This window comes from Agarivorans sp. Alg241-V36 (genome assembly GCF_900537085.1).
Lineage (GTDB): Bacteria > Pseudomonadota > Gammaproteobacteria > Enterobacterales > Celerinatantimonadaceae > Agarivorans.
Map to the genome: position 1 here is coordinate 134,785 of NZ_UNRE01000008.1, position 25,928 is coordinate 160,712.

At 42.0% G+C, this 25,928-nt stretch carries 28 protein-coding genes; 9 read left to right on the forward strand and 19 right to left on the reverse strand.

Going from position 1 to position 25,928, the window contains the following annotated elements; translation table 11 throughout:
• Window position 1 precedes the first annotated feature (1 nt).
• Entirely contained in the window at window positions 2-1,198 is a 1,197-nt protein-coding gene (locus tag G6R11_RS18025; RefSeq protein WP_163134461.1) for an amino acid ABC transporter permease, read from the reverse strand.
• Between the two features lie 70 nt (window positions 1,199-1,268).
• A complete protein-coding gene (locus G6R11_RS18030; protein WP_163134462.1) occupies window positions 1,269-2,294 on the reverse strand; it encodes an amino acid ABC transporter substrate-binding protein in 1,026 nt (341 codons plus the stop codon).
• A gap of 516 nt (window positions 2,295-2,810) precedes the next feature.
• Here G6R11_RS18030 and cobB point away from each other — a divergent pair.
• Window positions 2,811-3,530, forward strand: coding sequence for a Sir2 family NAD+-dependent deacetylase (gene cobB / locus G6R11_RS18035; RefSeq protein WP_163134463.1), 720 nt, complete (start codon window positions 2,811-2,813; stop codon window positions 3,528-3,530).
• Window positions 3,527-4,285, forward strand: a complete 759-nt coding sequence (locus tag G6R11_RS18040) for a glucosaminidase domain-containing protein (protein ID WP_163134464.1) — start codon at window positions 3,527-3,529, stop codon at window positions 4,283-4,285. The genes cobB and G6R11_RS18040 overlap by 4 nt, the downstream gene beginning before the upstream one ends.
• Here G6R11_RS18040 and ttcA read toward each other — a convergent pair.
• The 11 genes from ttcA to ccoN form a co-directional block, all read right to left on the reverse strand.
• Complete coding sequence (ttcA, locus tag G6R11_RS18045; RefSeq protein ID WP_163134465.1) at window positions 4,282-5,178, reverse strand: tRNA 2-thiocytidine(32) synthetase TtcA; 897 nt, start codon at window positions 5,176-5,178, stop codon at window positions 4,282-4,284. The genes G6R11_RS18040 and ttcA overlap by 4 nt on opposite strands.
• Window positions 5,179-5,258: 80 nt before the next feature.
• On the reverse strand, window positions 5,259-6,191 hold the full coding sequence (gene uspE / locus G6R11_RS18050; RefSeq protein ID WP_163134466.1) for a universal stress protein UspE: 933 nt from the start codon (window positions 6,189-6,191) through the stop codon (window positions 5,259-5,261).
• Between the two features lie 135 nt (window positions 6,192-6,326).
• Entirely contained in the window at window positions 6,327-7,073 is a 747-nt protein-coding gene (locus G6R11_RS18055) for an FNR family transcription factor (protein ID WP_163134467.1), read from the reverse strand.
• A 68-nt stretch (window positions 7,074-7,141) separates the two neighbouring features.
• Window positions 7,142-7,807 carry a sulfite exporter TauE/SafE family protein gene (locus G6R11_RS18060; RefSeq protein WP_163134468.1) on the reverse strand — a complete coding sequence of 222 codons (666 nt, stop codon included), beginning with the start codon at window positions 7,805-7,807 and terminating at the stop codon, window positions 7,142-7,144.
• Complete coding sequence (gene ccoS, locus G6R11_RS18065) at window positions 7,791-7,964, reverse strand: cbb3-type cytochrome oxidase assembly protein CcoS (protein ID WP_163134469.1); 174 nt, start codon at window positions 7,962-7,964, stop codon at window positions 7,791-7,793. The genes G6R11_RS18060 and ccoS overlap by 17 nt, the downstream gene beginning before the upstream one ends.
• A complete protein-coding gene (locus G6R11_RS18070; RefSeq protein WP_163134470.1) occupies window positions 7,961-10,348 on the reverse strand; it encodes a heavy metal translocating P-type ATPase in 2,388 nt (795 codons plus the stop codon). Before G6R11_RS18070 ends, ccoS begins: the two co-directional genes overlap by 4 nt.
• Window positions 10,338-10,820 (reverse strand): FixH family protein, encoded by a 483-nt coding sequence (locus G6R11_RS18075; protein ID WP_163134471.1) that lies wholly within the window; start codon window positions 10,818-10,820, stop codon window positions 10,338-10,340. The genes G6R11_RS18070 and G6R11_RS18075 overlap by 11 nt, the downstream gene beginning before the upstream one ends.
• An 83-nt stretch (window positions 10,821-10,903) precedes the next feature.
• A complete protein-coding gene (gene ccoP, locus G6R11_RS18080) occupies window positions 10,904-11,872 on the reverse strand; it encodes a cytochrome-c oxidase, cbb3-type subunit III (protein WP_163134472.1) in 969 nt (322 codons plus the stop codon).
• Window positions 11,869-12,051, reverse strand: coding sequence for a cbb3-type cytochrome c oxidase subunit 3 (locus G6R11_RS18085; protein WP_163134473.1), 183 nt, complete (start codon window positions 12,049-12,051; stop codon window positions 11,869-11,871). The genes ccoP and G6R11_RS18085 overlap by 4 nt, the downstream gene beginning before the upstream one ends.
• Before the next feature lie 10 nt (window positions 12,052-12,061).
• Entirely contained in the window at window positions 12,062-12,664 is a 603-nt protein-coding gene (gene ccoO, locus G6R11_RS18090) for a cytochrome-c oxidase, cbb3-type subunit II (RefSeq protein ID WP_163134474.1), read from the reverse strand.
• Between the two features lies 1 nt (window position 12,665).
• Window positions 12,666-14,099, reverse strand: coding sequence for a cytochrome-c oxidase, cbb3-type subunit I (gene ccoN / locus G6R11_RS18095; RefSeq protein WP_163134475.1), 1,434 nt, complete (start codon window positions 14,097-14,099; stop codon window positions 12,666-12,668).
• 480 nt (window positions 14,100-14,579) lie between these two features.
• Here ccoN and G6R11_RS18100 point away from each other — a divergent pair, with 480 nt between their 5' ends.
• The 4 genes from G6R11_RS18100 to G6R11_RS18115 are packed head-to-tail and all read left to right on the forward strand — an operon-like array spanning window position 14,580 to window position 19,454.
• Window positions 14,580-15,614: an HD-GYP domain-containing protein gene (locus tag G6R11_RS18100; RefSeq protein ID WP_163134476.1), complete on the forward strand. Its 1,035-nt coding sequence runs from the start codon at window positions 14,580-14,582 to the stop codon at window positions 15,612-15,614.
• Window positions 15,615-15,643: 29 nt separating this feature from the next.
• Entirely contained in the window at window positions 15,644-17,224 is a 1,581-nt protein-coding gene (locus tag G6R11_RS18105) for a hybrid sensor histidine kinase/response regulator (RefSeq protein WP_163134477.1), read from the forward strand.
• A gap of 26 nt (window positions 17,225-17,250) precedes the next feature.
• Entirely contained in the window at window positions 17,251-17,802 is a 552-nt protein-coding gene (locus G6R11_RS18110; protein WP_163134478.1) for a YSC84-related protein, read from the forward strand.
• 59 nt (window positions 17,803-17,861) lie between these two features.
• The gene (locus tag G6R11_RS18115) at window positions 17,862-19,454 is read left to right on the forward strand and encodes a VCBS repeat-containing protein (protein ID WP_163134479.1); all 1,593 of its coding nucleotides are present in this window, start codon (window positions 17,862-17,864) and stop codon (window positions 19,452-19,454) included.
• Between the two features lie 41 nt (window positions 19,455-19,495).
• Here G6R11_RS18115 and G6R11_RS18120 read toward each other — a convergent pair whose 3' ends face one another.
• Window positions 19,496-19,852 (reverse strand): YibL family ribosome-associated protein, encoded by a 357-nt coding sequence (locus G6R11_RS18120; RefSeq protein ID WP_163134480.1) that lies wholly within the window; start codon window positions 19,850-19,852, stop codon window positions 19,496-19,498.
• Window positions 19,853-20,013: 161 nt separating this feature from the next.
• Between G6R11_RS18120 and G6R11_RS18125 the strand changes: the two genes are divergently transcribed.
• Window positions 20,014-21,336 (forward strand): site-specific integrase, encoded by a 1,323-nt coding sequence (locus G6R11_RS18125; protein WP_240352502.1) that lies wholly within the window; start codon window positions 20,014-20,016, stop codon window positions 21,334-21,336.
• A gap of 346 nt (window positions 21,337-21,682) precedes the next feature.
• The gene (locus tag G6R11_RS18130) at window positions 21,683-22,087 is read left to right on the forward strand and encodes a DUF3653 domain-containing protein (RefSeq protein WP_163134481.1); all 405 of its coding nucleotides are present in this window, start codon (window positions 21,683-21,685) and stop codon (window positions 22,085-22,087) included.
• 33 nt (window positions 22,088-22,120) lie between these two features.
• Here the strand turns inward: G6R11_RS18130 and G6R11_RS18135 are convergent, their stop codons facing one another.
• The 4 genes from G6R11_RS18135 to G6R11_RS18150 all read right to left on the reverse strand — a co-directional run bounded on the left by G6R11_RS18135 (window position 22,121) and on the right by G6R11_RS18150 (window position 24,340).
• Window positions 22,121-22,924, reverse strand: a complete 804-nt coding sequence (locus G6R11_RS18135) for a DUF2971 domain-containing protein (protein WP_163134482.1) — start codon at window positions 22,922-22,924, stop codon at window positions 22,121-22,123.
• Between the two features lie 42 nt (window positions 22,925-22,966).
• Window positions 22,967-23,626, reverse strand: a complete 660-nt coding sequence (locus G6R11_RS18140; RefSeq protein ID WP_163134483.1) for a hypothetical protein — start codon at window positions 23,624-23,626, stop codon at window positions 22,967-22,969.
• A 3-nt stretch (window positions 23,627-23,629) separates the two neighbouring features.
• Window positions 23,630-24,064 carry a DUF2513 domain-containing protein gene (locus tag G6R11_RS18145; protein WP_163134484.1) on the reverse strand — a complete coding sequence of 145 codons (435 nt, stop codon included), beginning with the start codon at window positions 24,062-24,064 and terminating at the stop codon, window positions 23,630-23,632.
• A gap of 93 nt (window positions 24,065-24,157) precedes the next feature.
• A complete protein-coding gene (locus G6R11_RS18150) occupies window positions 24,158-24,340 on the reverse strand; it encodes a hypothetical protein (protein ID WP_163134485.1) in 183 nt (60 codons plus the stop codon).
• Window positions 24,341-24,687: 347 nt separating this feature from the next.
• Here G6R11_RS18150 and G6R11_RS18155 point away from each other — a divergent pair, with 347 nt between their 5' ends.
• Window positions 24,688-25,596, forward strand: coding sequence for a hypothetical protein (locus G6R11_RS18155; RefSeq protein ID WP_163134486.1), 909 nt, complete (start codon window positions 24,688-24,690; stop codon window positions 25,594-25,596).
• A 65-nt stretch (window positions 25,597-25,661) separates the two neighbouring features.
• Here G6R11_RS18155 and G6R11_RS18160 read toward each other — a convergent pair whose 3' ends face one another.
• Window positions 25,662-25,856 (reverse strand): hypothetical protein, encoded by a 195-nt coding sequence (locus G6R11_RS18160; RefSeq protein ID WP_163134487.1) that lies wholly within the window; start codon window positions 25,854-25,856, stop codon window positions 25,662-25,664.
• Window positions 25,857-25,928: the final 72 nt, after the last annotated feature.

Genomic DNA, 25,928 nt, shown 5'->3' on the forward strand with positions numbered 1-25,928 from the left:
ATTAACGCTCCACTAAAGCCATTTTCTTGTTGTAAATGTTCATCAAGATTGAGGTAGTAATACTGATGGTTAAGTAAACCGCCATGGTTAGAGCAATTACCTCAATAGCTTGTCCGGTTTGGTTAAGGGTTGTCCCCATAAATACTGATACTAAATCAGGATAACCAATCGCAGTCGCTAATGATGAGTTTTTAGTAAGGTTTAGATATTGGCTGGTAAGTGGTGGAATAATTACGCGCATAGCCTGGGGAATGATCACCAGCTTTAAGGCCTGAGTGCGGGTTAAACCGAGAGATTCAGCGGCTTCACTTTGCCCCTTACTCACAGCCAAAATACCTGAACGTACAATCTCGGCTATAAAGGCGGCAGTATAGGTGGTTAAAGCAACGAGCAATGCAGCTAGCTCCGGAATTACCACCATCCCCCCTTGGAAGTTAAAACCTTTGAGTGCCGGGTAATCCAAAGAAATAGGCATACCCATTACGAAAAACACTAGTAATGGCAGTAGTACAATTAGTCCAGCGGATACCGAAAACACAGGAAACGGCTGACCAGTGGCCATTTGTCGTTTTTTAGCCCACTTGGCAATAATGAATGACCCAATAATTGCAGCAATAAAGGCAAACACAACAAGGTTTCCGCCGGCTTCCAAGACTGGACTAGGCATGTATAAGCCACGAACGTTAAGGAAAACGGCTTCACCTATATGAGCACTTTGCCTAGGACTTGGCAAAGCACGAAGTACCGCAAAGTACCAAAAGAATATTTGAAGTAATAGAGGAATGTTACGCATGGTTTCAATGTAAACCGTGGCAACTTTTGAAATTAGCCAGTTATTAGATAAACGCGCCACACCCATAATAAAGCCGAGTATGGTTGCGAAAATGATACCTAATATTGATATTAAAATTGTATTTAACAGTCCAACAACGAAAGTTCGACCAAAAGTGTGGCTTTCATCGTATTCGACTAAAGATTGAATAATGCCGAAGCCCGCTGTTTGGTTCATGAAACCAAAACCAGTGGTAATGCCACGTTGTTCTAAGTTGAAAAGCGCGTTACTGATGATGTAATAGAAGAAGCCAATAACACCGATAACGACAATAATTTGGAAAACTAGCGCTCTTACGTTGGGATCAAACCAGATCTTACGAAGACTATTTGCTGAGTTATCCTTTGAAGAAGGATGAGCAGCCATATGTTGTAACCTAGTAATGTAGGATTAAAACGAAGAGAGCAGGGCAAGCCCTGCTCTAATAAGGTAGAAATTAACGAATTGGTGGAGCGTATTGGAAGCCGCCATCATTCCATAGTGCGTTAACACCACGGGCGATTCCTAGTGGAGAGCTTGCACCTACGTTTTTCTCAAAAGACTCACCGTAGCTACCTACTTGCTTAACAATGTTGTAGCCCCATTTGTCATCTAAGCCTAAACCTTTACCTTTAGGGCCTTCTAAACCTAAGATACGACGAACGTTAGGGTTAGTTGACTTAAGCATATCGTCAGCGTTCGCTGAAGTTAGGCCATATTCTTCTGCATTGATCATTGCGAATAGAGACCACTTAACAATGTTTAACCATTGGTCATCACCTTGACGAACAACGGGTCCTAGAGGCTCTTTAGAAATGATTTCTGGCAATACCATCGCGCTATCTGGCTTAGCTAATTTGATGCGTAGTGCATAAAGCTGTGATTGGTCTGAGGTTAGTACGTCACAACGACCGGCTTCAAAACCTTTAACTGTTTGGTCTGAAGTATCAAATACTACTGGAGTGTATTTCATACCATGTTCACGGAAGTAATCCGCTAAGTTAAGTTCAGTTGTAGTACCTGATTGAATACAAACGGCTGCGCCGTCTAACTCTTTTGCTGAAGAAACACCCAGCTCTTTACTTACCATGAAACCTTGGCCGTCATAGTAGTTAACACCGGCGAAGTTCAAACCTAGTGAGCTGTCGCGGGTTAGCGTCCAAGTAGTGTTACGAGAAAGAATATCAATCTCTCCTGATTGAAGTGCTGTAAAGCGCTCTTTTGCAGTCAGGGGAGTATATTTAACTTTTGATGCATCACCTAAAACGGCTGCAGCAACAGCGCGACATACGTCTACATCAAGTCCTTGCCAGTTGCCGTCAGCATCTGGGTTTGAAAAACCAGGCAAGCCGGTACTTACGCCACATTGTAAGAAACCTTTACTTTTAACATTGTCTAACGTTCCTTCAGCTGCACTTGCGTTGGCAGCAAAAGCTAGTGCAACAGCAGCAACAGCTGCTTTAATATGCGTGTTTTTTAACATGTTTTCTTCCCTGTACAGTTTGTCTTCTATTGTGGGGTATATCACTCGAATAATTTGCTTGAGTGCTAATTTGAGCCAATAACAACATAAACATTCAAATATTGGGTGTCAACATTATTGTAACACCGCAATCGCGTGAGAATGCCGAATAACTGACCACTAGCGCAAATCTATTCAATATAAATGAATATAGTATCAAGCCGCTTAAGAATTTGGCTTATCAAGTTTTTATTGCGCTAGATCAAGATTAGCACAGCTGATGATAATTCCCTGATTTAGTTACCTTAAAAGTCCTAAAAGCGAGATATGTCGCAAAAGTTTAATTTTGAATGGCGTAATGGAAGTAGAAACTAGATATTTTGGTTTATGTCGAAATTCCTACTAGCTAGTATGTTAATACTTAGTTAATAAACAGTCTAAAGCGCGCTGTTACAACTTAAGTAGGATGGGGTCTTATGCTGGCTTATTATATATTTATAGTGGCTTGTACCTGAATTAGATGAAAAGAAGATGAATATGAAAAAAAATGTCATTGTTTTAACTGGGGCAGGTGTTTCTGCTGAGTCAGGTATCCAAACATTTAGAGATTCAGATGGCCTATGGGAAAAGCATCGGGTAGAAGATGTTGCCACGCCCGAGGCTTATCAGCGCTCACCAGATTTCGTTGACCAATTTTATAATCTACGCCGTAAGCAACTACAAGATGGCAATGTTCATCCAAACCCCGCTCACTTTGCATTAGCGGAGCTTGAGCAACATCAAGATATCGAACTACTGGTTATTACTCAGAATATTGACGACTTACATGAGCGTGCAGGCAGCAAAAATGTATTGCATATGCACGGCGAATTACTTAAAGCCCGTTGCCCAGTAAGTAATCAAACCACAATATGGAAACAAGATTTAGGGAGTGATGTACTGTGCACTTGTTGTCAGTTCCCAACTCGGCTTAGGCCCCATGTAGTTTGGTTTGGCGAAATGCCAATTGGTTTAGATAGAATTTATCACCAGCTGAACCACTGTGATATATTTATGGCGATCGGTACATCCGGTCATGTTTTTCCTGCAGGAGGGTTTGTTCACGAGGCTGCTAGCCATGATGCTCGCACTATTGAACTAAACTTAGAACCCTCGGAAATGCAAAGTGAATTTGGCGAACGTTATTACGGACCCGCCAGCGAATTAGTACCTGAGTTTCTTAGTGAGCTCACTTCAGAACTAAGAGTTAATAATTGAAAAGAATAATTTTACCGGGATTGCTAGCAGCACTTTTAGTTGCTTGTGAACAGTCCCCAGAGCAGCAAGCGCAATCACAAAACTTACCTCCGCTACACGAAATCGAAAATGTTCAACAGAAGAAGCAAACTTTTACCGACTTTATTACTCCTCTAATAGAAGCGAGTAATAGCAAAATTTTACAGCAACGCTCTGATGTAGAAGATATTAATGCCGAGCTTATTGCAGGCTCAGTTCTCTCTAACAAACAGAAACAAACTTTAAGCGAGCTTTCAGAGCTTTACCGAGTAGAGCAATCATTGGATGAAAAAGCCCAAGTGCAACAACTGTTAGTTAAAGTGGATTTAATTCCACCAGCATTAGTACTGGCACAAGCGGCGAATGAATCTGCTTGGGGAACCTCGCGATTTGCACGCGAAGGTAATAACTTGTTCGGTCAGTGGTGCTATAAAAAAGGTTGTGGTTTAGTACCTTTAAACCGTAACGATGGCGCGAATCACGAAGTAAGAAAGTTCGATAGCGTATATGAGTCAGTTAGCGTTTACATGAACAACCTAAATAGCCACCCGGCTTACAAAGGTTTCCAACAACAACGAAATCAGGCTCGCGCTAGCGGGGAACTAAATGCGATAGAGCTGGCTACTCAACTGAGTAGTTATTCCGAACGCGGCCAAGCCTACGTTGAAGAGTTACAGCAAATGATGAGGGTTAACCAAAAACTGTGGCCAACCCGCACACCGATAATAGCGGGTTAAAGCTCAACAACTTGAACAATACCAGCTTGGCTATGTTGGCTTGGCTGGTCTTCTAACTCTGGAGCATCAAAACCAATATCACCGCCGTTGATAATCCCGCTATCACGATTTATTGATTTAAAGTCGAACTGTTGATGGTCGAGTAGGTGCGAAGGCACAACATTTTGAACCGACCTAAACATTGATTCGATTCGACCAGGAAAACGCTTTTCCCAATCATTTAGCATTTGTTTAATTGCCTGACGTTGTAGGTTCTCCTGTGAACCACAAAGGTTACAAGGAATGATAGGAAAAGATTTTAGCTCAGCATATTTTTCCATATCGCTTTCTTTGCAATAGGCCATCGGGCGAATAACGACATGTTTACCATCATCACTCACAAGTTTAGGTGGCATGGTTTTAAGCTTGCCACCGTGGAACATGTTTAAAAATAAGGTTTCTAATATGTCGTCACGGTGATGGCCAAGGGCTATTTTTGTAGCGCCAAGCTCAGTAGCTGTTCGATACAATATCCCACGGCGCAAACGCGAGCATAACGAGCAGGTTGTCTTACCTTCTGGGATCTTATCTTTAACAATCGAGTAGGTATCTTCTTCTACGATTTTGTATTCAATGCCTAAGCCGTCAAGATATTCCGGCAATATATGCTCTGGAAAGCCCGGTTGTTTTTGGTCTAAGTTAACGGCAACAATGTCAAAATGTATCGGGGCATGAGCGCGCAAGTTCATTAGGATGTCTAGCATTGCATAACTGTCTTTACCGCCAGACAAACAAACCATTACCTTGTCGCCGTCTTCTATCATGTTGTAATCGGCTATTGCCTGACCAACATGACGACGAATTCGCTTCTGAAGTTTGTTGTGGTTGTATTGTTGTTTAGCTGTAACTGACATAGTGTGTTCCCAATAAAAAAGCGGGGCTATTATATAACCCCGCTTTGCTTAAGCAATGTTTTACGTCAGTTAAGCACTATCTATTTTTGGAAAGGACTCACAAAGTTTTGTGGTTTAAGCGCCAGCAGATCACAATCTAATTGGTCAATAACATGCTCAGCGGTATTACCAATTAGTGCTGCACTAAAGCCGCTTCTTCCAGATGTTCCCAATATAACGATTTCGGCATCTATATCGTTGGCCACCTCCGGGATTACATCGTCCGGCAAGCCTTCTTCCAGGTGGGGCGTTATCGTTTGTTCAAATTGTTCTTCAACAAACTTATTGAGTGCCGTTTTATGAAACTCCATAACGTTCTTGTTGTATTTTAGGGGATCAAAATCAGGTAGCTCTATAGCAATGTTTACCGGTGCAGCTGGGTAGGCTGTAACTACATGTAAGTTAGCATCGAGTAACTTGCTGAGATCTTTCGCCTCGTTGGCTATTCTTTCATTTAACTTGTGGTGTTCGTCATCTTCGGCGCCTGCGTGTATAGCAGCAATAATTTTGCCTTCTGTTGGCCAATCATGCTCTTTAACCATTAGCACAGGAGTGGGGCACTTACGTAAAATATGCCAATCGTTCGGCGTAAAAATAATCGACTGCAAGGTAGGATGTGGGTGAGTAGCTTTAACCACTAGGTCGTGACCAAAGTCTAGAACTTCTTCAATAACACTCTCGTATAATCGATTATTCCAAACTACCTTGGTTTCTATTTCTATCCCAGCGGTATTTGTTGCAGCTATTACTTCATTTAACCAAATATTACGTTCCTCTATAACGCCTGAGCGCATGGCTTCACGTTCTTCGCCTGAAAGCATAGAGGTCATTTCGTAAGAAAAGTCATAAATAGTGAGTAGAGCTTTGATTTTTGCCTTGTCTTCTTTTTGTGCAAGAAACACTGCACGAGACAAAGCCGCCTGGGTGTCGTGAAGGGGGTCTATAACCACCAAAATATTACGATACTTAATCATAAAGCAGCTCCTAGAATCGTCTGGAATAGCTACTTAACTTTAGCTCAATTTGTAGGAAATAAATTAGAGATAGTTAACACTGACCTAGATTTTTTACCATAGATTGATGTAAATCAGGTCAGTGATATTAGATACTTAGCTTTGTTTGGTACCAGCTAGTTGGCGAAGGGCATCACGATCTGTGATTGAAATATATTTACCTTTTACGGCAATCATATCGGCTTTTTGAAAACGTCCTAGTAAACGAGAAATGGTTTCTACGGTTAGTCCTAAGTAGTTACCGATATCACCACGCGTCATGGTTAAACGGAACTCTCTAGGAGAGAAGCCTCTTTCTGAAAAGCGTTGTGATAAACCATAGATAAAAGCAGCTAAACGTTCTTCTGCATTTTTCTTGCTTAACAACAAAATCATTTCTTGGTCTGCAACAATTTCATTGCTCATTAAGCGCATCATTTGACGGCGTAATTTAGGCATAGTGGCAGACAATTCATCCATGGTATCGAAAGGAATTTCACATACCATAGATGTTTCTAGTGCTTGAGCAAAACTTGGGTGCTCTTGGTTGTTGATAGCATCAAAACCAACTAAATCACCAGCTAAATGAAAACCGGTAATTTGTTCATCACCTTGTTCGGTAATGGTGTAAGACTTAATTGTGCCCGAACGGATGGCATATAAGCTTTTAAGCTTATCGCCAGCGGCAAATATTTCTTCGCCTTTCTGAATCGGCTTTTTACGCTCAATAATACTATCTAAGCGATCTAGCTCAGTCTCGTTAAGAGAGAAAGGGATACATAACTGGGCGATACTGCAATCTTGGCAGTGGATTTCACATCCACCAGTTTGGATTCTTTGACTAGCTTTTGGGTTAATGCTCATACTCAAACTGTGCTATAGGAGTTCGAGGCAATTCTACTCTTTATGTAATAAATTTTCTAGATCTATTGCTACAACAATGTAACAACTTGGTAGAGGCCTAAACTTAAAACACTTAGCCCTGAACAAATTTGTAATAGGCGATTTGTCATTAGTTTAGTCAGTTGTTGTCCTAACAACACAGCCAGCAACATCACACTAAAAGTGCCTAAACCAAAACTAAACATAACTCCGGCACCATTTAGCCAATTAGCTTGGCTCGCACTTAGTACTAAGGTGGAATAAACCAATCCACAGGGCAACCATCCCCAAACCATACCTAAAGGCAAACTGGCTAGCGGGTGTTGTAGTGCTAACACTTTGCTCGCCTTAGGTTGTAGCTTTGACCACAAGCCTTTGCCAAGTTGTTCAAAGGGAGTAAGTATTGACCACCACCGAGTCAGGTGGATGCCCAGCAAAATCAGCATTATCGCAGCAAACCACTGCAAACCAACCAACATATAAACCGAGCGATGAACTTGGCTAATGGCTTGAATGGAACCAGCAACAATAGCGCCGGCAATAGAGTAGCTTAAGATGCGACCGAGGTTAAAACCGATGCTCACTAACAATTTCTTTGAAGAGTTGTTAGCACGAGATCCTAATATGCAAGCAATGCCGCCACACATAGCAATACAGTGAGTAGCACCTAGCAAACCAGTGATAAAGGCAGCTGTAAAATCAGCTTGGGCTATCATCGTCTTGTTTGCTCTTATTTTTATCGTCAAACAGTATGTTGACGCCTTGACGGTCTAGGTCCTCAAACTGTTCGCTTTTTACAGCCCAGAAAAATACACCAATTCCTACACATACAAAGATGAGAGCGATAGGAATCAAGACAAAAATAATACTCATTGCTTGTTTAACCTTAAGGAATTAGTGAGTACCGCCAAAGACGATAACGACATACCAATAGCGGCCATATAGGGAGTAACTATACCCGCAACTGCTAATGGCAGTATCAAGGCATTATACCCCAAGGCCCAAGCGAGGTTTTGCGCAATAATCTTTTTGGTTTTCTTGGCAAGGTCTACTGCGGTAAGCAAGGTAGTAAGTCTGCTGCCTAACAACACGGCGTCCGCACTAGATTTTGCGATGTCGGTGCCTAAGCCCATAGCTATCGACAGCGGCGCAGCAGCCAACACTGGGCCGTCGTTTACGCCATCGCCGAGCATTAGCAGGTGAGGGGAACTTTGTGTTTTATTCTTCACAACGTCGAGTTTTTGTTGTGGCAATGTGCCACTGGCAATGTCTGTGATATGTAACTGTTTAGCAACATACTCCACTTGGGCGGAGTCATCTCCAGTTAACATAGAGAGCGAAATATCTCTTGCTTTTAAACCTTTCGAAAAACTCACCGCATCTTTTTTGATTGTGTCTGAGAGGTAGATTCTAGCAGACAAGCCATTATCAACCATCAATACCAATTCAAGCATTCCTGCAATCGGCTCTGCAGCTTGCTTACAAAAAGATGCCTTGCCTAATTTTAACTGTTTACCATCTACCATTCCGCTCAAGCCCAAACCGGTATGGTGCTCAATATTAGTTGCGGTTAAGCCTTGGTATTCACTAAAAGCATTAGCGATTGGATGGGAGCTTTGAGCTTCTAAAGCGCCAATTAGTTGAAGAGTCGTTGCCTCATCGGTGACGCCAAGGCAGTTTACTTGTTTAATTTGTAACTTGCCCTCGGTAAGCGTTCCCGTTTTATCAGATACCACAGACGTCACTTTAGCTAAGCTTTCTAATACGTGTCCACGTTTAACCAATAAACCAGTTTTAGACAATTTATGGGTGGCAGCCGTTAATGCAGCTGGTGTTGCTAAAGATAAGGCGCAGGGGCAGGTTGCAACTAAAACTGCCAAAGTAATCCAAAAAGCATCTTCTGGAGAATGGAAATGCCAGAAGGTGTAGGTGAGTGCGGCGATTACGAGTAAACCAAAAACAAAATAGCGGGCTACGCTATCGGCTATTGTTGCTATCTTAGGCTTTTCACTTTGGGCTTGTTCTTGTAAGCGCATAATATTAGCGATAAAGGTATTTTGAGATACCGCTTCTACTGCTAAATGAACCGTTTGCTCATGGTTAATAGTACCGGCAAAAACTTTGTCACCTAGTTTTTTTGTAATAGGTAAAGACTCGCCGGTTAGCGACGATTCATCAAACTCACTTTCGCCAAACACTACCTGTCCATCGGCAGGTACTACCTCGCCGGGCAAAATTACGATGATGTCTGAATGCTTAAGCTGGCTTGCAGCAATTTTTTGCTGTTGACCGGATTTATCCAGTCGCATGGCTAACTTAGGCACTAGTTTCAGCATATTTGAACTAGTTTCACTGGCCTTGCGTCTGGCTCGTAACTCAAGCAAACGGCCAAGCAGTAGCAAAAAGGTGAACATGGAAACTGACTCAAAATAAACTTCGCCAGTGCCGTTTACCGTGGCATAAAGTGATGCGCTATAGGCCCCCAATAAAGCGATGGAGACCGGTACGTCCATATTTAGCGTTTTAGCTTTTAAGCTTCGGTAAGCGCCAAAATAAAAGGGCTGTGCTGAGAACAACAATACTGGAGTCGCCATAATTAGGCTCACCCAGCGGAAATAATCTCGATAGATTAGTTCCATGTCATCAAACAGATCACCATAGAGGGCAATGGCAAACATCATTACTTGCATGGTGGCTAGGCCGGCGACGCCTAATTTGAGCAGATGGCTGTGGTATAGTTTGCGATCTATTTCTTCTTGCTTATCGGTTTGGAAAGGTGTCGCGTTATAACCAAGCTTATGCACACTTTGCAGTAGCTGACTTAACTTAACTTGCTGATCATCCCATACAAGCGTTGCACGTTGAGTCGTGGAGTTTACGTGAATTTTCTGAACGCCAGCGATATGCGATAACTGTTTTTCTATTAACCAAGCACAAGCGGCACAGGCAATGCCTTCGATAGAGAGCAGAACCTCTTTGCTGGTTTCGTTTTGAGCAACAAATTCTAACTGTACGCTTTCGTCGTCATATTCCAGCATTTTAACTAGAGCGTCTGGCACTAGATCTTGAGCGCTAGGTGCGGCAGCTGTTCTGTGCTGGTAATAGTCTTCTAAGCCGCTTTCTATAATTGTTTGCGCTACGGCTGCACAACCTTGGCAACACATTGCTTGAGAGCTGCCAAGAATTGAAACATGTAAATTTACGCCCTTGGGAATAACTTCGTTACAGTGAAAACACAGGCCTTGATTACTTGCCATCTATTTCTTCTGCTGTGTAAAGCGGGAGTTGTAACTCTTCCTGTAATCTCCAGGTATCATCCATTGGACTAATGCGAATAAACCAACGGCCAGATTCATTAAGATCATCGCCAAAGCGGTAGCGACCGTTTGCATCAGCAGTTACGACATAACTGCGGTCATTTTTAGCCAGAGTTTTATGCGCTAACTCGACTTTCAGTGGTTGGTTTTTTAAGGATTCAGGCAATGACATATCCAATACCAAACCATTGGTAGCAGGCGAAACAGATGCTTTGATCCCCATTTGTCCTGCTTTTTGGATTAACGATAAGTCAGCATTTATTGCCTTGCCTTTTTTGTAGTAAGACTCAACTACCATGTCGTTGTTGGTTGTAGCAGCAATATAAAAAGTAGTTAAGCTAGCAATTACTGCAGCCATAGGCAGCGCGATTAAAAACCACGGCCAAAATTGTTTATACCAAGCTTGTTGCATAACAGCATACTTCCATTCACAAGGGGGCTTAAATATAACAAAAAAAAACGACGCATAGGCGTCGCTTTTTATAAATTTTAAGTCTATTCGCTCTTAGAAAGCTGATATACGTAGGCAGAAATAAGCTGGATCTTATCTTCTCCTAGAATATCCTTCCAAGCAGGCATCACGCCGTTACGACCATAACGTAGAGTTTCTTCAACCGCGCGACGTGAACCACCGTATAACCAAATACCATTGGTTAAGTTTGGTGCGCCAAGCGTTTGGTTACCAGTGCCGTCAGCGCCATGACAAGCGGCACATACTGCAAAGCGGTTTTTACCGTTAGCTGCATCTACATCATTAACCTTACGGCCAGATAAGCTAAGAACATAGGCGGTAACTTCTTTAATCCCGTCATCACCCAATACTTCTTCCCAACCAGGCATTTGACCTTGGCGGCCATGCATAAGAGTAGTTTTAATCGCTTCGCCGCTTCCACCGTATAACCAATCACCGTCGGTTAAGTTAGGGAAGCCTTTGCCACCACGTGCCGAAGAACCATGACACTGCGAACAGTTTTGTAGATACAAGCGTTGGCCAATTTTAACCGCTGCAGGATCTTCAGAAAGTTCTTCTACGCTCCGGTACTCGCCAGATTCGTTGTAAGCAACTTGGCGGAAAACTTCTCCAAATCGAGCATCGGCTTTTTCAAGTTCACCTTGATATTGGTTAGCAACATTGCCTTCGTATGCGGCTACGCGTTCTTGGCCTTCAGCAATGCTCTTAATACCCATTTCTGAGCTCTTCCAACCAAGGAAACCCTGCCAGTTACCTAAACCTGGGTAGGCTGCTAAATACACCAACGAGAAAATAATGGTGATAATAAACATGTAAGACCACCACTTAGGAAGAGGGTTGTTTAACTCCTCAATTCCATCAAACTCGTGGCCCATTGACTCACCTTCTTTAATGCCGGTGTTGTTCTTGTTACACGCTCTAAGCAGCAAATAACATCCTAGAATGCTGCCTAAAGTTATTACAGTAATCCACACGCTCCAAAATGTGCTCATTTTTTCTGTGCTCCTTCAAATTCCTTTGTCGGGCTAGTTTTAGGCTCGTCGGCAAAAACCAAGTTGGCAGCTTCAGTAAAATCCTTTTTGCGTTTCTTGCTGTAGGCCCAGGCAAAAATGCCAATAAATATCGCCATTAAGAATGCAGTGTATAGGCCGCTAAATGTACCAAAGTCCATAACTAACTCCTTATTTTAATGCTGTACCCAACACTTGTAAGTAAGCTATTAAAGCTTCCATTTCGGTTTTGCCTTTAACGGCTTCTTCTGCACCTTCGACGTCAGCGTCGGTATAAGGCACACCAAAATGGTTTTTAAATAGCGCTAGTTTCTTACCAGTTAACGAGCCATCTACTAGGTTTTCCTCTAACCAAGGGAAACCAGGCATGTTTGACTCAGGTACTACATCGCGTGGATTAATAAGGTGTACGCGGTGCCACTCATCTGAATAACGTTGGCCAACACGTGCTAGATCAGGTCCAGTTCGCTTAGAACCCCACAAGAATGGATGCTCCCATACACTTTCACCGGCTACCGAGTAGTGGCCATAGCGTTCTGTTTCAGCACGGAAAGGGCGAATCATTTGGCTGTGGCAGTTACTACAGCCTTCGCGAATGTAAATATCGCGACCTTCCATTTCCAGAGCAGTGTAAGGCACTAGGCCGTCTACTGGCTCAGTGGTTTCCGGTTGGAAAATTAGCGGGGTGATTTGCACTAAACCACCAAAACTAATCGCGATAACAATGAATATGGCCAGTAAGCCAACATTCTTTTCGATTAACTCATGCTTCATGTTATGCCTCCTGTCCGTGTTCAATCGCTTCTAAAGAGCCTTTCTCTGCGGTAATTGTTTTATAAGCGTTGTAAGCCATAACAAACATACCGCTTAAGAAGAACACACCACCTATAAAGCGAACAAAGTAGAATGGGTAAGAAGCCTGCAACGACTCAACAAATGAGTAAGTTAAGGTGCCGTCTTCGTTTACCGCACGCCACATCAAACCTTGCATAACACCAGAAATCCACATTGCTACGATGTATAGAACAACGCCGATTGTAGCTAGCCAGAAGTGAGTATTAATCAGCTTGGTGCTGTACATACGACCTTGGCCGAACAACACGGGAATTAAGTGATAAACACTACCAATAGATACCATGGCTACCCAACCCAAAGCACCAGAGTGAACGTGACCAACAGTCCAGTCAGTGTAGTGAGATAAGGCGTTTACGGTTTTAATTGCCATCATTGGGCCTTCGAAGGTAGACATACCGTAGAAAGATAATGAAACAATTAGGAAACGTAGAATTGGATCGTAACGTAGTTTATGCCAAGCACCAGACAAGGTCATAATACCGTTAATCATACCGCCCCAAGAAGGAGCAAATAAGATAAGAGACATCACCATACCTAAAGACTGCGCCCAATCAGGAAGTGCAGTGTAATGTAGGTGGTGAGGGCCGGCCCAAATGTAAATTGATACTAGCGCCCAGAAGTGAACGATAGATAAACGGTAACTATATACCGGGCGACCTGCTTGCTTAGGAACGAAGTAGTACATCATGCCCAAGAAGCCCGCTGTAAGTAAGAAACCAACCGCGTTGTGGCCGTACCACCACTGAACCATTGCATCAACGGCGCCAGCGTAAATAGAGTACGACTTAGTCATAGTTAGCGGAATGGCAGCATTGTTTACAATGTGCAATACAGCAACGGTGATAATAAAGGCACCAAAGAACCAGTTAGCTACATAGATATGCGAAGTTTTTCTTTTGACCAAGGTGCCAAAGAAGACTATTCCATAAGCCACCCATACAATCGCGATTGCTATGCCAATTGGCCATTCTAGTTCCGCATACTCTTTTGATGTAGTGAAACCCATAGGCAGTGTTATCGCAGCCGATACGATAATCAAATTCCAACCCCAGAATACGAAGGAGGCGAGAGGGCCACCAAAGAGTCGGGTTTGACAAGTACGCTGTACCACGTAAAAAGAACAAGCCATTAATGCACTGGTACCAAATGCAAAAATAACGGCGTTTGTGTGAAGGGGACGTAACCGGCTATAAGTTAGCCAAGGAGTATCGAAGTTAAGGGCAGGCCAAATTAATTGCGCCGCAATTAATACACCAACACCCATGCCTACTATACCCCAAACAATGGTCATTACAGTAAACTGGCGAACAACCGTGTAGTTGTAATCAGTCTCTGTGCTAGCTGCTTGGTTCATAAATACATGCTTCCGTTGCTATTTATTATTTGTTTAAGCGAGTTTGATGCAATGGCATCAACAACATGAAACGAATTGTTAAACTACATTCACGTTTAGCACGAATAGAGCCTATAACCAGTAGCTTAACGGCGCGATCATACTTCATCGACTAAGCAAATAACAGTTTGAAAAACTAGTTATTTGCATATCTTCGCTAAATATTTAACAAATCTTTTCCAATCAACAAACCGCATTGATCTAGATCAATTATGAACCAATAATTTACATTCGCGTAACCAAAAAACTGCTTTGCGCAACATTATATTTCAGCCATGCGCTTTAGCTCGGGGCTAGAGCCAATAAGACCTAGTTCAAAACATTCGTGTTATTTTGGTGAAACGCTTAATTTTTATTCGTTGTTGTTATTAAATTGTTGATTTTAAGACTATAGTTACAACTGATTATTTTGATCGATGGATTGGTAAGCAAGGATACTTTATGGAAAACAGGGCCACTGTTCTTATTGTGGATGATACCCCAGAGAACATCGACGTATTGGCAGGCATTCTGCGAAATGATTATAAATTACAAGTGGCACGTAATGGCGACATGGCATTAAAGATTGTTTCTAAGGCCAATAAACCCGACCTAATACTGCTAGATATTATGATGCCAGGTATAGATGGCTTTGAAGTGTGTCGCCGCTTAAAAGAAGATTTAAGCACTCGCCATATTCCCGTTATTTTTGTAACAGCCAAAATTAGCCCCGCTGATGAACTAAAAGGTTTAGAGCTTGGCGCAGTAGACTACATCACCAAACCAGTAAGCCCCCCGGTGGTAAAGGTTAGGGTAAAAACCCAACTCGCTTTGTACAACCAAAACCGCGAATTAGACCGTAAAGTTAAACAACAAACCGATGTTATCAACACTACGCGATTACAGATCATTCAACGCTTAGGCCGAGCTGCAGAGTACAAAGATAACGAAACGGGTATGCATGTTATTCGAATGAGCTACTACTCTCGAATACTTGGTTTAGCCGCTGGAATGAGTGAAAGGGACGCCGACATTCTAATGAATGCCGCACCTATGCACGATATTGGCAAAATAGGCATTCCAGATCGGGTTTTACAAAAACCTGGCAAATTAGACGCCGAAGAATGGGAAATAATGCAGAGCCATGCCTTAATAGGTGGCGAAATTCTTGGCGAGGGCGATAGCTCAGAATTACTTGAACTGGCTCGAACAGTCGCTTTAACTCACCACGAAAAATGGAACGGAAAAGGTTACCCTAATGGACTTGCTGGGGAAGATATTCCCATTGAAGGGCGTATTGTAGCCATAGCAGACGTTTTTGATGCTCTCACTTGTGAACGTCCTTACAAAAAGGCTTGGCCAGTAGAACAAGCTATCGAACTCTTAGAAAGCGAAGCCGGCAGCCATTTTGACCCTAGATTAGTGCCATTGTTCATCGAAGCTCTTCCAGAAATACTAGAAGTAAAAGAACGATTTAAAGAGTCACTAGAAGAATAAAAGCTTAACCGCGAAGGAAGCGCGTTTACATGCAACTAAATAAACTTACCGTGCTAATCGTTGATGATATGGCACCAATAAGAAAAATCACTTACGAGCAATTAAGACGCTTTGGCATTGGCCAAGTCATACAGGCAGAGAACGGAGCGCAAGCACTAAATGTGCTAAAAAAGCGAAACGTAGATCTAATATTGTCTGATTGGAATATGCCGGTAATGACTGGTATTGAATTTCTAAAACAAGTCAGACAGTCAGAAACATGGCGGCATATTCCGTTCATTATGATTACCGCAGAAGCAGAACGCGATAGAGTTTCTGAAGCCATTGGCCAAGGCGTAACCGATTTAATTATTAAACCGTTCACCACCGCGTTGTTGCAAGCAAGGTTACAGCAAGCAGCAAAAGGCGATGTTAGAAATCGTCAATCACTCGTAAACGAAGACGAGCCAGAATTAGAAGAAGTTCAATTGGCCGACCCCGAGCCAGAGACTCCAGCCCCCATAGCTACAACTAAGCAAAACACCATATTAGTCGTGGACGATACTCCAGAAAATTTAACCTTGTTAGGGGGATTACTACGTGATGACTACCGTGTACTACTCACTAAAACCGGTAAAAAGGCATTAGAGATCTGTTGCTCAGAAACACCACCAGACCTTGTATTACTTGATGTAATGATGCCAGAAATGGACGGTTACGAAGTATTGGAGAAGCTTCGCCAACATCCTAACTCGCAACATATTCCGGTTATCTTTGTTACTGCTTTAACCGAAATTGGCGATCAAACCAAAGGCCTAGAAGGTGGAGCAATTGACTACATCACTAAGCCCATTCAACCAGAACTACTAAAACTTAGAGTGCGTAATCATCTGCGCTCAGTCGATCTACATAAACACCTACAAAGTGATTTAGATAATCTAATCGAAAAAGAGAAGCTAAAAAACAGTGTGGATCAGTTGTTAAGGCACGATTTAAAGGGCCCAATTGCCGGTATCGTTGCCTTAGCTGAACAAATAAAAACCGATCGTCAAGCAACTGCTAGTATTAACGAAAGCTCAGTGATGATAGACGAACTGTCTATGCAGTTACTCAACATGATTAACCTATCAACCGAGTTATATAAAATCGAGCAGGGCCGCTTTGAACTTAAGGCTAAGCCATTTTCTGTACATTTAATGCTTAAGAAAATGTTAACCGTAGTAAGAAAAACTTTTAGCACCAAGCAACTATTAATGTACTTAGAGCCAGAAGAAGAAGATCCAGGTAACGAAGTATTAGCCTTAGGTGATCAGTCCTTAAGTTATTCGCTGTTTTTTAATCTGCTTAAAAACGCCTGTGAAGCAGCACCTAGCCGCAGTCGAGTTTCAGTATCGATTAACGTTGTAGATCAAAAGGTTCAGGTGACTACTGAGAATGTAGGCGCAGTGCCCGATGCCATTAGAGAAAACTTTTGGGAAAAGTATGTTACGTCAGGAAAAGATACCGGCACTGGCTTAGGCACGTATTCGGTTAGCTTACTTAGCGATGCGCAAAATGGCGAAGTTAGTATGCGTACCAGCGATAAAGACAATACCACTACAATTACTGTGGCGCTGCCACTCTCAAATTAGTTTTAATCGGATAACGAGGAACTACGATGAAAAACCTACTCACAGCTTTTAGTGTCACCTTATTGTTTATTAGTAGCTTTAGCTTTGCAGGTGTAGAGGAAGACAGGGCTGAATACAATAAATCAGCCAACGAGACCATCGCTAAATTTAAACAAGAAAAGCCCGATATATCGGGGAAAATGTCCAGCGGTGTGGGCTATGCAGTATTCAGCAACGTGGGCGTTAATTTGTTTGTTATTTCGGCTGGCGGTGGAACCGGTATAGCGGTTGATAACGCCTCAGGTAAGAAAACCTATATGAAAATGGGCGAGGCTGGCGTAGGCTTTGGTTTAGGTGTAAAAGATTTCCGTGCATTAATGATCTTTAAAACTCGGGAAGCCTTTGACAAGTTTGTAGAAAGTGGTTGGTTATTTGGCGCCCAAGCAGATGCAGCAGCAACCGCTGGTGATAAAGGTGGTTCTGCCGAAGTAGAAGGCGCCATTGGTGATGTAGAAATTTATCAGTTAACTGAAGCCGGGCTGTCTTTAGAAGCCACCATTAAAGGCACCAAGTTTTGGCAAGATGGTGATTTAAACTAAAAATTGCAGCTACACTTTAATAGCCAGCGATAAGCTGGCTTTTTTATTAAGGGCTTCGCATGATGCAACTGGTCACTTTTACTCTCGTTGTCGCTTCGTTGTTAACTAGTGTTTTTGCCTGTGCTTTAGAATTCAAAGCTGTTTCAACTAACGCAAATGCGCTCATTCAACAATGGCACAAACAAGAGTTACAAGCGCAAGGTGGTGAGTTTGGCTCGCATGGTTGGTGGCCATGGGGAGTAGGCGGGTTTGACTACGACAACGACGGTGATGTAGATCTTTACCTTTCTCACCACGGTACGCCAGGTGGCAAGTTATTAGTTAATCAGTTGATACCTAGTGGCGTTCTAGAATTTAAAAGCCTTAGCACTAAGCAGAAATTACCAGGCGCCGACGACAAACCGTGGTTTTTTGATTTTAACGGTGACGGTTGGCTCGACATAGCGGCATTTTCTGATGAGAAAAAGAATCCCTATGTAATAAACAAGCAAGGCGAATTTAACGTAGCTTCGCCTAAAGAAACCTTTTCTCCAGTGTCCTATCCAAAAACAGTTACAGACCTTAATCAAGATGGCTACTTAGATTTAGATGCAGGGCGCAAAGGCGCGTTCTTATACCAAGTCGATAAACAAACATTCCAACGCGATAAAAGCTACGACTCTAGTGACAACAATCTTCTGCCTTTAAAATACCAACAGATTGAACAAGACTTTAAGGCCAACAATAAAAAGAACCGATTTTTCCGAGCAACTACCTACCAGCACTTTATAAACCGTTCACCAATACCAAGCCCAATGCTTGCACCTATTGATCTCAATAACGATCAACAGAAAGACATTATTGTAGCTGGACACGGCGGCTATGGCGGCGATCACCTAGGCTGGTATTTTCTAGCAAGTAACCAAGGTTACACATTATCAAACAAGTCGCTCAAGCTTCCAGAACACGCAACACCAATCTTTGTCGGTGATTTAAATGGCGATCATCGCCAAGACTTAATCACAACCGGTAAAGGAAAAGGCGACGTTTATCTGCAAACAGACAAAGGTTTTGTTAAGCAAAACTCCCCATTAAGCAAAATGCTAAATGCCGGTGCACCTTATCTTGTTCGAGTATTTGCAGTGGACTTTGACAACGACAGAGACTTGGATCTGCTACTTTCTAATCCACGGAAAAAGTACGGGAGAGTTTGGGAAAACGATGGTCAAGGGAAGTTTAAACAAGTACTAAGCTTTAATGGCTGGGATTCTAACCCAGTGTTTATCACTGATCTAAACAACGATTTACGCCAGGATATTGTGATAGGTGGAGCTAGCAATCAGCAGCTTCAAGTGTTCTTAAATACCGGGCAAAATCAACAAAACAGCCTGTACATTTACCCACGCTATAAACAGCCCAACCCATATGCAGTTGATGCAGTAGTTAAGATATATAACGGTGAAAACCTAATCGAGCAACAAAGGGCGAGGTGGGACGGTTTGCCTTTGGTCTTCTCGTTAGGAAAATTAAGCAAAGTTACTGCAGAGATAACATTTAGTGATGGAACAACAGATCGTTACCAAGATTTAGTCGCCAATCATAATTACACACTTATTTATAAAGGCGGCAAATTTATCGGTCATATTCCGGCTAACTTAGTAGCTCAGTATTAGTGGAAAAGGAGTAGGGCAAAGCGAGCACTTTGCCCAAACAACTAAAATTCTTTTGGTGCAAATCCGGTAACTTCTTTAACGCCCATTTCACGGCCTAGTGCTGTCATTGGGTGTACTACCACCAAACCTTTCACAGACTTCTTCAACTTACCCATATCTGCTTGTTCTTGTTTAGTCAGCACGCGGTTAAAGGGAAGGGACTTAACATCGCCGCCTTGTTGGCTTATTTTTTTGGTTTGCTGAGCTTTAACACTTTTTAGTTTTTTAGTTAGTGCGGTAATCGTAGTATTGAACTGATTAATCATCACAGTATCACCACGCTCGTGGGCGGCATCTAACTTACGTTTTGCCGTGTCTAATTTATTGTGAATTGATTGAAGTTCATTTTTTAAGTTCATTGTAAATCCTAAGGCTCACATCGAGCATTCATCATTCAGGCCTGTTAGCCAATCGCTTATTATAGCAGTAAGTTTGGCTTAGGTTTTACATTTATAGAGCAAACAATTTATGGGCCTAATGCCGATAATGCTATTTATCGGCAATTGCTTTTAAGGTTATAATGTCATTATTATTCAGTAGCTTATATTCGACCATGCTAATGCTTCCGCCGGCCATTCCACTGTTTGATTCCATTCAATATCTTGAAGACGGTAATGCAATCGTTAACCAACATCTTGCAGAAATCACCGTAAGTGCGGTTAGCGATGCAGGCTTCGTTTATGAATACGCAGTAGATTGGTTGCTGGAACAGCGTCACAGCGAAAACAATTACAAAACTTATCGAAGCGAACTCACCAGCTTTTTACATTGGGCTTATACCGTTGAGCAAATATCCTTATCTTTGGTGACGAGACGGGTACTTAGTAAATATTTAGACTACTGTTGCAAGCCGCCGCTGGAGCTAATCGCTTATCGAAATGTTGCCCAGTTTGTTGTAGATAAACAGTTAAAAGAACGAGTGCCAAATCCACAATGGCGGCCATTTTTAGGCAAAAAAATAGACGGTATTGAACAGCCTTATCAAATTAGTGACAAAGCGCTAAAAACCAAATTAGCGGTTTTATCTTCGTTTTATGCCTACTTAATTAACGAAGAATATACCGAACGCAACCCAGCTATGGCCTTAATGAAGAATGGTCGATTTAAAGCTAGCAGCCAGCACACCATTAGTGGCGAAGACCTAGAAGACATAAAATCTTTTAGTGACTTACAGTGGTCTTACGTTATGAGCGCTGCAAATCAATTGGCCAAACAAACGCCCGAGGAAAACCAACGCATTTTGTTTTTAGTTAGCCTTATGTACAGCTGCTATTTACGAATATCCGAAGTAGCAGCAAGGCCTGGCTTTTCTCCGATAATGGGACAGTTTAAACGCGATACTAAAACTTCTGTATGGGGCTTTTATATACCGCGCAGCAAAGGCGGGAAAAAACGAACCGTTGCTGTGTCTAAACAATTATTAGAAGCCTTACAGCGTTACCGACGTTTTTTGCAGTTAGCACCGTTGCCAACACCCAACGAGAAAACGCCATTATTTGTAAGACACCGAGCAGCAGGCCGTGGCAGAGACAGCGGATTACTCAATGCTAATCTAGGCATTCGCCAATTAAGAGAGCAAATCTACATTCTCATTGAACAAGCCGCCAAGCTTGCAGAGGCAGACGGCTTTAAACAAGACGCCAATGAAATTCGCCAACTAACGCCACACAGCATTAGACACACCGGAATATCTCACGACATTAACTTAGTCGGTCGACCGTTATCACATGTGCAAGCCGACGCTGGCCACGATAGCATCGACACCACATCTCAGTATTTGCATACCTCACGCGTAGAACGCCATCAGTCTGCTGAACATAAGCCTTTGGATCACCTAAAGTAAATGCTATTTCTACGCGGCATTACAGGCAAACTTCTGTGGATTGCTAAAATCACACCCATAAGGCGCATAATGTATATTATGTTAAATTGAATATATTGCTATCTATATAAATCAATCACTTACAAATACTGCAATTGCCGCACTCTCCAAGCCCCGTATTTATTGGGGTGAATATCAATAAATGTTGATTTTGCTCATTAGCGACAAAAACCAAATGCTATGTAATATAAATCGTTGAGTTAATTTTGACGGCAGCTATCGCCCAACTCAATGATTCTATTATAAAAATAATTTTGAGAAATATTGTAACTGTGAGCTATGTCACGCATATCAAGGAGTTTTGCACATGATTAATAGCCAACTTTATCCAACATTTAACGGTTCAGACTTAAGAAGCTACTTTGATTCACCGGCACAAGTTGCCGACTACTTCGGTATTCCAGAGCGTACTGCTCGTGATTGGTATAAAAAGAATCAAGCGCTCTCAACAGCTAAACGCCTAATGGATGTTGCCGCAAGTGGGTTTTTACCATGCTCTATGGGCTGGGAAGATTTCAGGATTTTTAACGGACTACTTTATACTCCCGCAGGACAATGTATAAAGCCTGAGCAACTGCAAGCAATTTGCACTGCATTTGATTTACCCCAATATGAACGCGTTCAGAAATGGCTTAATAATAGAAGAACAGCGAAAGTCCCCGACTGGGTTACCGAGGAGCAATCTAACTCAAAGGTTGTTTCATTTAAGTAATGGTTTTCTAAGTTGAGCTGTCAACATTAACTATTAGTTATACTCAACTATATCCACCTTGAACTCTGAAGGTATAGCAATGGCTTTGTAAATTGCTATATCTCTCCCTTTTACAGCATTTACAACTTTTAATTGATTTTCATTGGACATCCTTTCGCCAATACAGATAGAACGAATAACAGCTTTATCTAATTGGTAGGCGTTTCCTTTCATTACGTCGTCATTTGAAATTAGTCTGAGTTCTTCCTCATACCCCCATACACTATTTTTGGTTGCGTAAATTTTGTCACTATAGTCATGAATCCGCCTGCCACTTTCAAGCATTTCGAGCAGGTTTAATTTGAATGGCTTCTCTGTATAGTCAACATCACAATAACCAATGTTAAGAGGCTCTGGTTGCTTGTTTAAGTCATATTCTATGCACATCCCTTTTAGACCGTCCGCATAATGCCCCCATAACAAAGGATGCCTATTGGTTTTGGAGAGACTAAATATCTTTATACCATTTTTGATTCTTTCAAGTGCGCTCTTGTGAAGCGGAAAGAGAGCCCGCTCGAGTAAAAACAAGGTTTGCTCTTTTTCCGCTGTAGTCATGCTCCCTAAGAGCTTTTCAAAATCTTCTTTGATAAATTTATGTTCAGGGTTAGCGAACTCGAGAAATAAGTCTAGATTGGAATGAAAGTCTTGAATGCTAACCCCTGAAGTCAGGTCATAGAAAAGCTCAAAGGGGTCATTGAATTTTTCAACATACGAAAACCACAGTGTATTGTTGATGATTGAGCCAATGCTAAGTTCATTAACTTCTCTAAATTTATAAAGCGGTAAAAATTTCGTCACTAATTTGCCTTTAATGAAAGCCTGTAAGTTAGTCGAAAAACGTTATCGATTAGCATTAACCTCTATTACATTTTCTATTGTTGACTCAGGCGCTTCATCAGCTTGTGTAGGATTAACAAGAACCACTAGGAACAGCATAAAAGATATAGCTGCGATAACGGGGATAACTATATTTCTAGCATGCTTAAATTGCTTCTCGCCACCTTTAACCCTTTCCCACTCAGCCTTTAAAATATCCTGAGAGCACGAATTTGCTGAATCTATTGCTTGTAAAGCTAGTGTATAATCAGAGCCTTTTTCTTGGTTGATTTTATTTTGAGTTTGAATCACTTTATCTAGCAAACCATTCAACTCATTGTGCCTAGACTCCGCTTTATTCAACCGAAGCTTTATTCGATACAATGCGTCTGCGCCCTCAAATCTCATTTTTCCTACTTGGTCCGCAGTGAATCTAAAACGCGCTACATCCTCGTCTTCATTATCAGGGCTCCTAGCCTCTTGCATAACTCGACAAAGAGCTCTGGCTGATGAAAAAAAAGCTGCCAAGTCTACTCGCAAACCATCTATCCAAGCCTGCCTGAATTCTGAAGTCTTTTGCTCTTTGCTTAAAGTCAGGTTTACAAATGAAATGAGCGCGGTGATTAGCGCAGCCATGATTGTAGCAATAGGCGCTAAGGGTACATTACTAAATTCTATACTCATCTATCAATCAGACCCCATTATTTCATCAAGCTTCTTTTTGGCGTAGTGAGCTAGTAGCTTTTGACCACCATCGAATACTGTTTTAAAAGGAGCATCTTTGAGTTCATTTTTAATCTTTGCCATTACCTCTTTATTCTGTAAAGACTTTGAAAAATCATGACCCTTTTGAGTTAGACGGATATTGTTTTTGACTAGAATTACGGAGCGATTGCCATTTAGCCGTATTCCTGCTGTTAGTAGCCCATCGCGCAACCCGTGTTGATTACTTATCAGTTCATTATCAATTAACAGCTGCACATGAAATAGAAATTTCTCATCAATGAACTCGTCACCAATATCAATACCTGAATCCTTTATGTCAAAAATTGTTAAATGAGCCGTGTTGGATTCAAGAAAAACATTCAAAATCGATGCTATATAATCGTAATCTATCTTCATGTAACACCTAATAAAATGGTGGCTTGCTGACAATGAGCTTAGATTATCATCTTTGCAGGAGAGCATCAAAAAAGCCCGCTAATGCGGGCTTTTTTATTTAAACAACTTAAACGCTTTCTTGCGGCTGGTTTTTCGCTTAGTGGAGCGTTTTTTCTTGGTGGTTTTGCTCTTAGCTTTCGCCTTAACAATGCCGCCGCCTTTAGCATATTTATAACCTGGCTTAAGCTTGCCTTTCTTTGCGCCGCTTTGATAAGTGGCTTCTTTCTTACTCGCCATAATTAGCTTTCCTTTTTAGTGGCTAGCTCTTGCTGCCATTCATGTTTGTCCATGCGTGATAGCAAATCCAATTTAAAAAAGTGAAGCGGCAATGAGCAATTCAACCGGTGCAAAGCCTAGCTCGCCAAGTGTGTTAAACATGCCCTAACCCTCTATCACTTCGTTCAGCAAGATAAGTGCTGTAACAACTACGATATTTAAGTTCATCTTGGTTAAAGCAGTAGCACTTAGAGAGTAATCCTCTCACTGTCGCTCCTTTAATATAAAAAGTTTGTTTGTTGCTGAGATAACCATTGGTACCTATACTTTTTAGCTAGTGAGTCGCAACTTAATAAAGGGAGTTGATTATGGAAATTGCAATCGGTATTGCTGTTTTCGCCGCCATTATAGGAATTGGTATAGCCATTTTAGCCTTTTCGTTTATACGCCCACCTAGACCAGAACGTATTGAAACTATCAATATAGATCTTAAGAGTAATTTGAATTGGATATGTCGCTCATCGTACTGCAACTATGTGGGTGATTGGGCTGTGACTACGTCTGTTAATTTTGGTGAAGAAGCGGAGTTACTCGCAGTGTCGGTTCACTTAGTGCAATTTAACCAAGCAGGCGATAGAGCAGTTAACCAAGTATTGATTAGTGAGAACGCAACAGGCGACTTCGAATTAGCTACCACAAATAGACAGTTTTTTCCGGCAACAGGGCTTTATAAGATAAGTGTAAGAGCCCAGACAGTCGGCGGCTTTATCAACTCGAATACCATAGACGTATTTTTTAACTATGAAGACTCATTTCAATACATAGATTTTGGGCGTTCGTCAGGGAGCCCAAGTGTTTATATGGATCCACAACGCGCCTTTTACAGACGTGCATTTAGCTTTTTAGCACCAGATACAGAAAAAGTTGCAGTGCCAGAGCTAGTAGAGAAAGATAAAAGTTCAGCCATTATTAGAACCTGTCCAAAATCAATGAAACTAGAAAAAGTAGAATACCTTGAAGGTTACCACCCGGTACCAGGGTCAGATGATCCGAATTTAGGTGTACGTACGATCATTGTTTCGATATCTAGACCGGGCGATAGTTCTCCTGTGGAGACGATTGAAGTTCCAAGAGAATCAATTAAAGAGTTAGCGCAAAGCCTGATAGTTGAGCAGGGAATTGAAACCTTGGTTGAAATAAGGGACCCTGACCGCACCGGCTACTCAGTTTCAAGAACAACCTATAGTATCGCTTTTCATTTTAGTCGTATCCCATAAACGCAGGTGGTGACATAAAATACAGCGTCGTCTTTTTAATTCCAGCCAAAAAGCGGCTGCAGCCATTACCACCAAACCGCGAAACGTAGGCCGCTGTAATGGCTTACTTTTTCTATGGTTCCTTTGGTTAGATCTTGCTGTAGCTCTAGTTTATAAACGCGCTTATCCATACGATTAAGTAAGCGCCAATGCAGTACTAAGAAAAAAGCAATCAAGCCAGAGTGCAGTGTAAACTCTAAATCTGTTAAAGCCTGCCACATGCCCTAGCCCTTAATCACTTTGCCAAGCACGATAAGCGCCCTATCCTTTTCGTTCTAAGCCATATAAACCAG

What these genes read in the sequence shown, in the direction of transcription:
- uspE (WP_163134466.1), bottom strand. Translation starts at nt 6,191, where the DNA reads ATGATTAAGTATCGTAATATTTTGGTGGTTATAGACCCCCTTCACGAC.
- G6R11_RS18115 (WP_163134479.1), top strand. Translation starts at nt 17,862, where the DNA reads ATGATGCAACTGGTCACTTTTACTCTCGTTGTCGCTTCGTTGTTAACT.
- G6R11_RS18125 (WP_240352502.1), top strand. Translation starts at nt 20,014, where the DNA reads ATGTCATTATTATTCAGTAGCTTATATTCGACCATGCTAATGCTTCCG.
- G6R11_RS18150 (WP_163134485.1), bottom strand. Translation starts at nt 24,340, where the DNA reads ATGGCGAGTAAGAAAGAAGCCACTTATCAAAGCGGCGCAAAGAAAGGC.
- ccoN (WP_163134475.1), bottom strand. Translation starts at nt 14,099, where the DNA reads ATGAACCAAGCAGCTAGCACAGAGACTGATTACAACTACACGGTTGTT.
- G6R11_RS18070 (WP_163134470.1), bottom strand. Translation starts at nt 10,348, where the DNA reads ATGGCAAGTAATCAAGGCCTGTGTTTTCACTGTAACGAAGTTATTCCC.
- G6R11_RS18100 (WP_163134476.1), top strand. Translation starts at nt 14,580, where the DNA reads ATGGAAAACAGGGCCACTGTTCTTATTGTGGATGATACCCCAGAGAAC.
- ttcA (WP_163134465.1), bottom strand. Translation starts at nt 5,178, where the DNA reads ATGTCAGTTACAGCTAAACAACAATACAACCACAACAAACTTCAGAAG.
- G6R11_RS18025 (WP_163134461.1), bottom strand. Translation starts at nt 1,198, where the DNA reads ATGGCTGCTCATCCTTCTTCAAAGGATAACTCAGCAAATAGTCTTCGT.
- G6R11_RS18055 (WP_163134467.1), bottom strand. Translation starts at nt 7,073, where the DNA reads ATGAGCATTAACCCAAAAGCTAGTCAAAGAATCCAAACTGGTGGATGT.
- G6R11_RS18030 (WP_163134462.1), bottom strand. Translation starts at nt 2,294, where the DNA reads ATGTTAAAAAACACGCATATTAAAGCAGCTGTTGCTGCTGTTGCACTA.
- G6R11_RS18140 (WP_163134483.1), bottom strand. Translation starts at nt 23,626, where the DNA reads ATGAGTATAGAATTTAGTAATGTACCCTTAGCGCCTATTGCTACAATC.
- G6R11_RS18145 (WP_163134484.1), bottom strand. Translation starts at nt 24,064, where the DNA reads ATGAAGATAGATTACGATTATATAGCATCGATTTTGAATGTTTTTCTT.
- ccoS (WP_163134469.1), bottom strand. Translation starts at nt 7,964, where the DNA reads ATGAGTATTATTTTTGTCTTGATTCCTATCGCTCTCATCTTTGTATGT.
- ccoP (WP_163134472.1), bottom strand. Translation starts at nt 11,872, where the DNA reads ATGAGCACATTTTGGAGCGTGTGGATTACTGTAATAACTTTAGGCAGC.
- G6R11_RS18060 (WP_163134468.1), bottom strand. Translation starts at nt 7,807, where the DNA reads ATGATAGCCCAAGCTGATTTTACAGCTGCCTTTATCACTGGTTTGCTA.
- G6R11_RS18085 (WP_163134473.1), bottom strand. Translation starts at nt 12,051, where the DNA reads ATGGACTTTGGTACATTTAGCGGCCTATACACTGCATTCTTAATGGCG.
- cobB (WP_163134463.1), top strand. Translation starts at nt 2,811, where the DNA reads ATGAAAAAAAATGTCATTGTTTTAACTGGGGCAGGTGTTTCTGCTGAG.
- G6R11_RS18155 (WP_163134486.1), top strand. Translation starts at nt 24,688, where the DNA reads ATGGAAATTGCAATCGGTATTGCTGTTTTCGCCGCCATTATAGGAATT.
- G6R11_RS18075 (WP_163134471.1), bottom strand. Translation starts at nt 10,820, where the DNA reads ATGCAACAAGCTTGGTATAAACAATTTTGGCCGTGGTTTTTAATCGCG.
- G6R11_RS18110 (WP_163134478.1), top strand. Translation starts at nt 17,251, where the DNA reads ATGAAAAACCTACTCACAGCTTTTAGTGTCACCTTATTGTTTATTAGT.
- G6R11_RS18130 (WP_163134481.1), top strand. Translation starts at nt 21,683, where the DNA reads ATGATTAATAGCCAACTTTATCCAACATTTAACGGTTCAGACTTAAGA.
- G6R11_RS18105 (WP_163134477.1), top strand. Translation starts at nt 15,644, where the DNA reads ATGCAACTAAATAAACTTACCGTGCTAATCGTTGATGATATGGCACCA.
- G6R11_RS18120 (WP_163134480.1), bottom strand. Translation starts at nt 19,852, where the DNA reads ATGAACTTAAAAAATGAACTTCAATCAATTCACAATAAATTAGACACG.
- ccoO (WP_163134474.1), bottom strand. Translation starts at nt 12,664, where the DNA reads ATGAAGCATGAGTTAATCGAAAAGAATGTTGGCTTACTGGCCATATTC.
- G6R11_RS18160 (WP_163134487.1), bottom strand. Translation starts at nt 25,856, where the DNA reads ATGTGGCAGGCTTTAACAGATTTAGAGTTTACACTGCACTCTGGCTTG.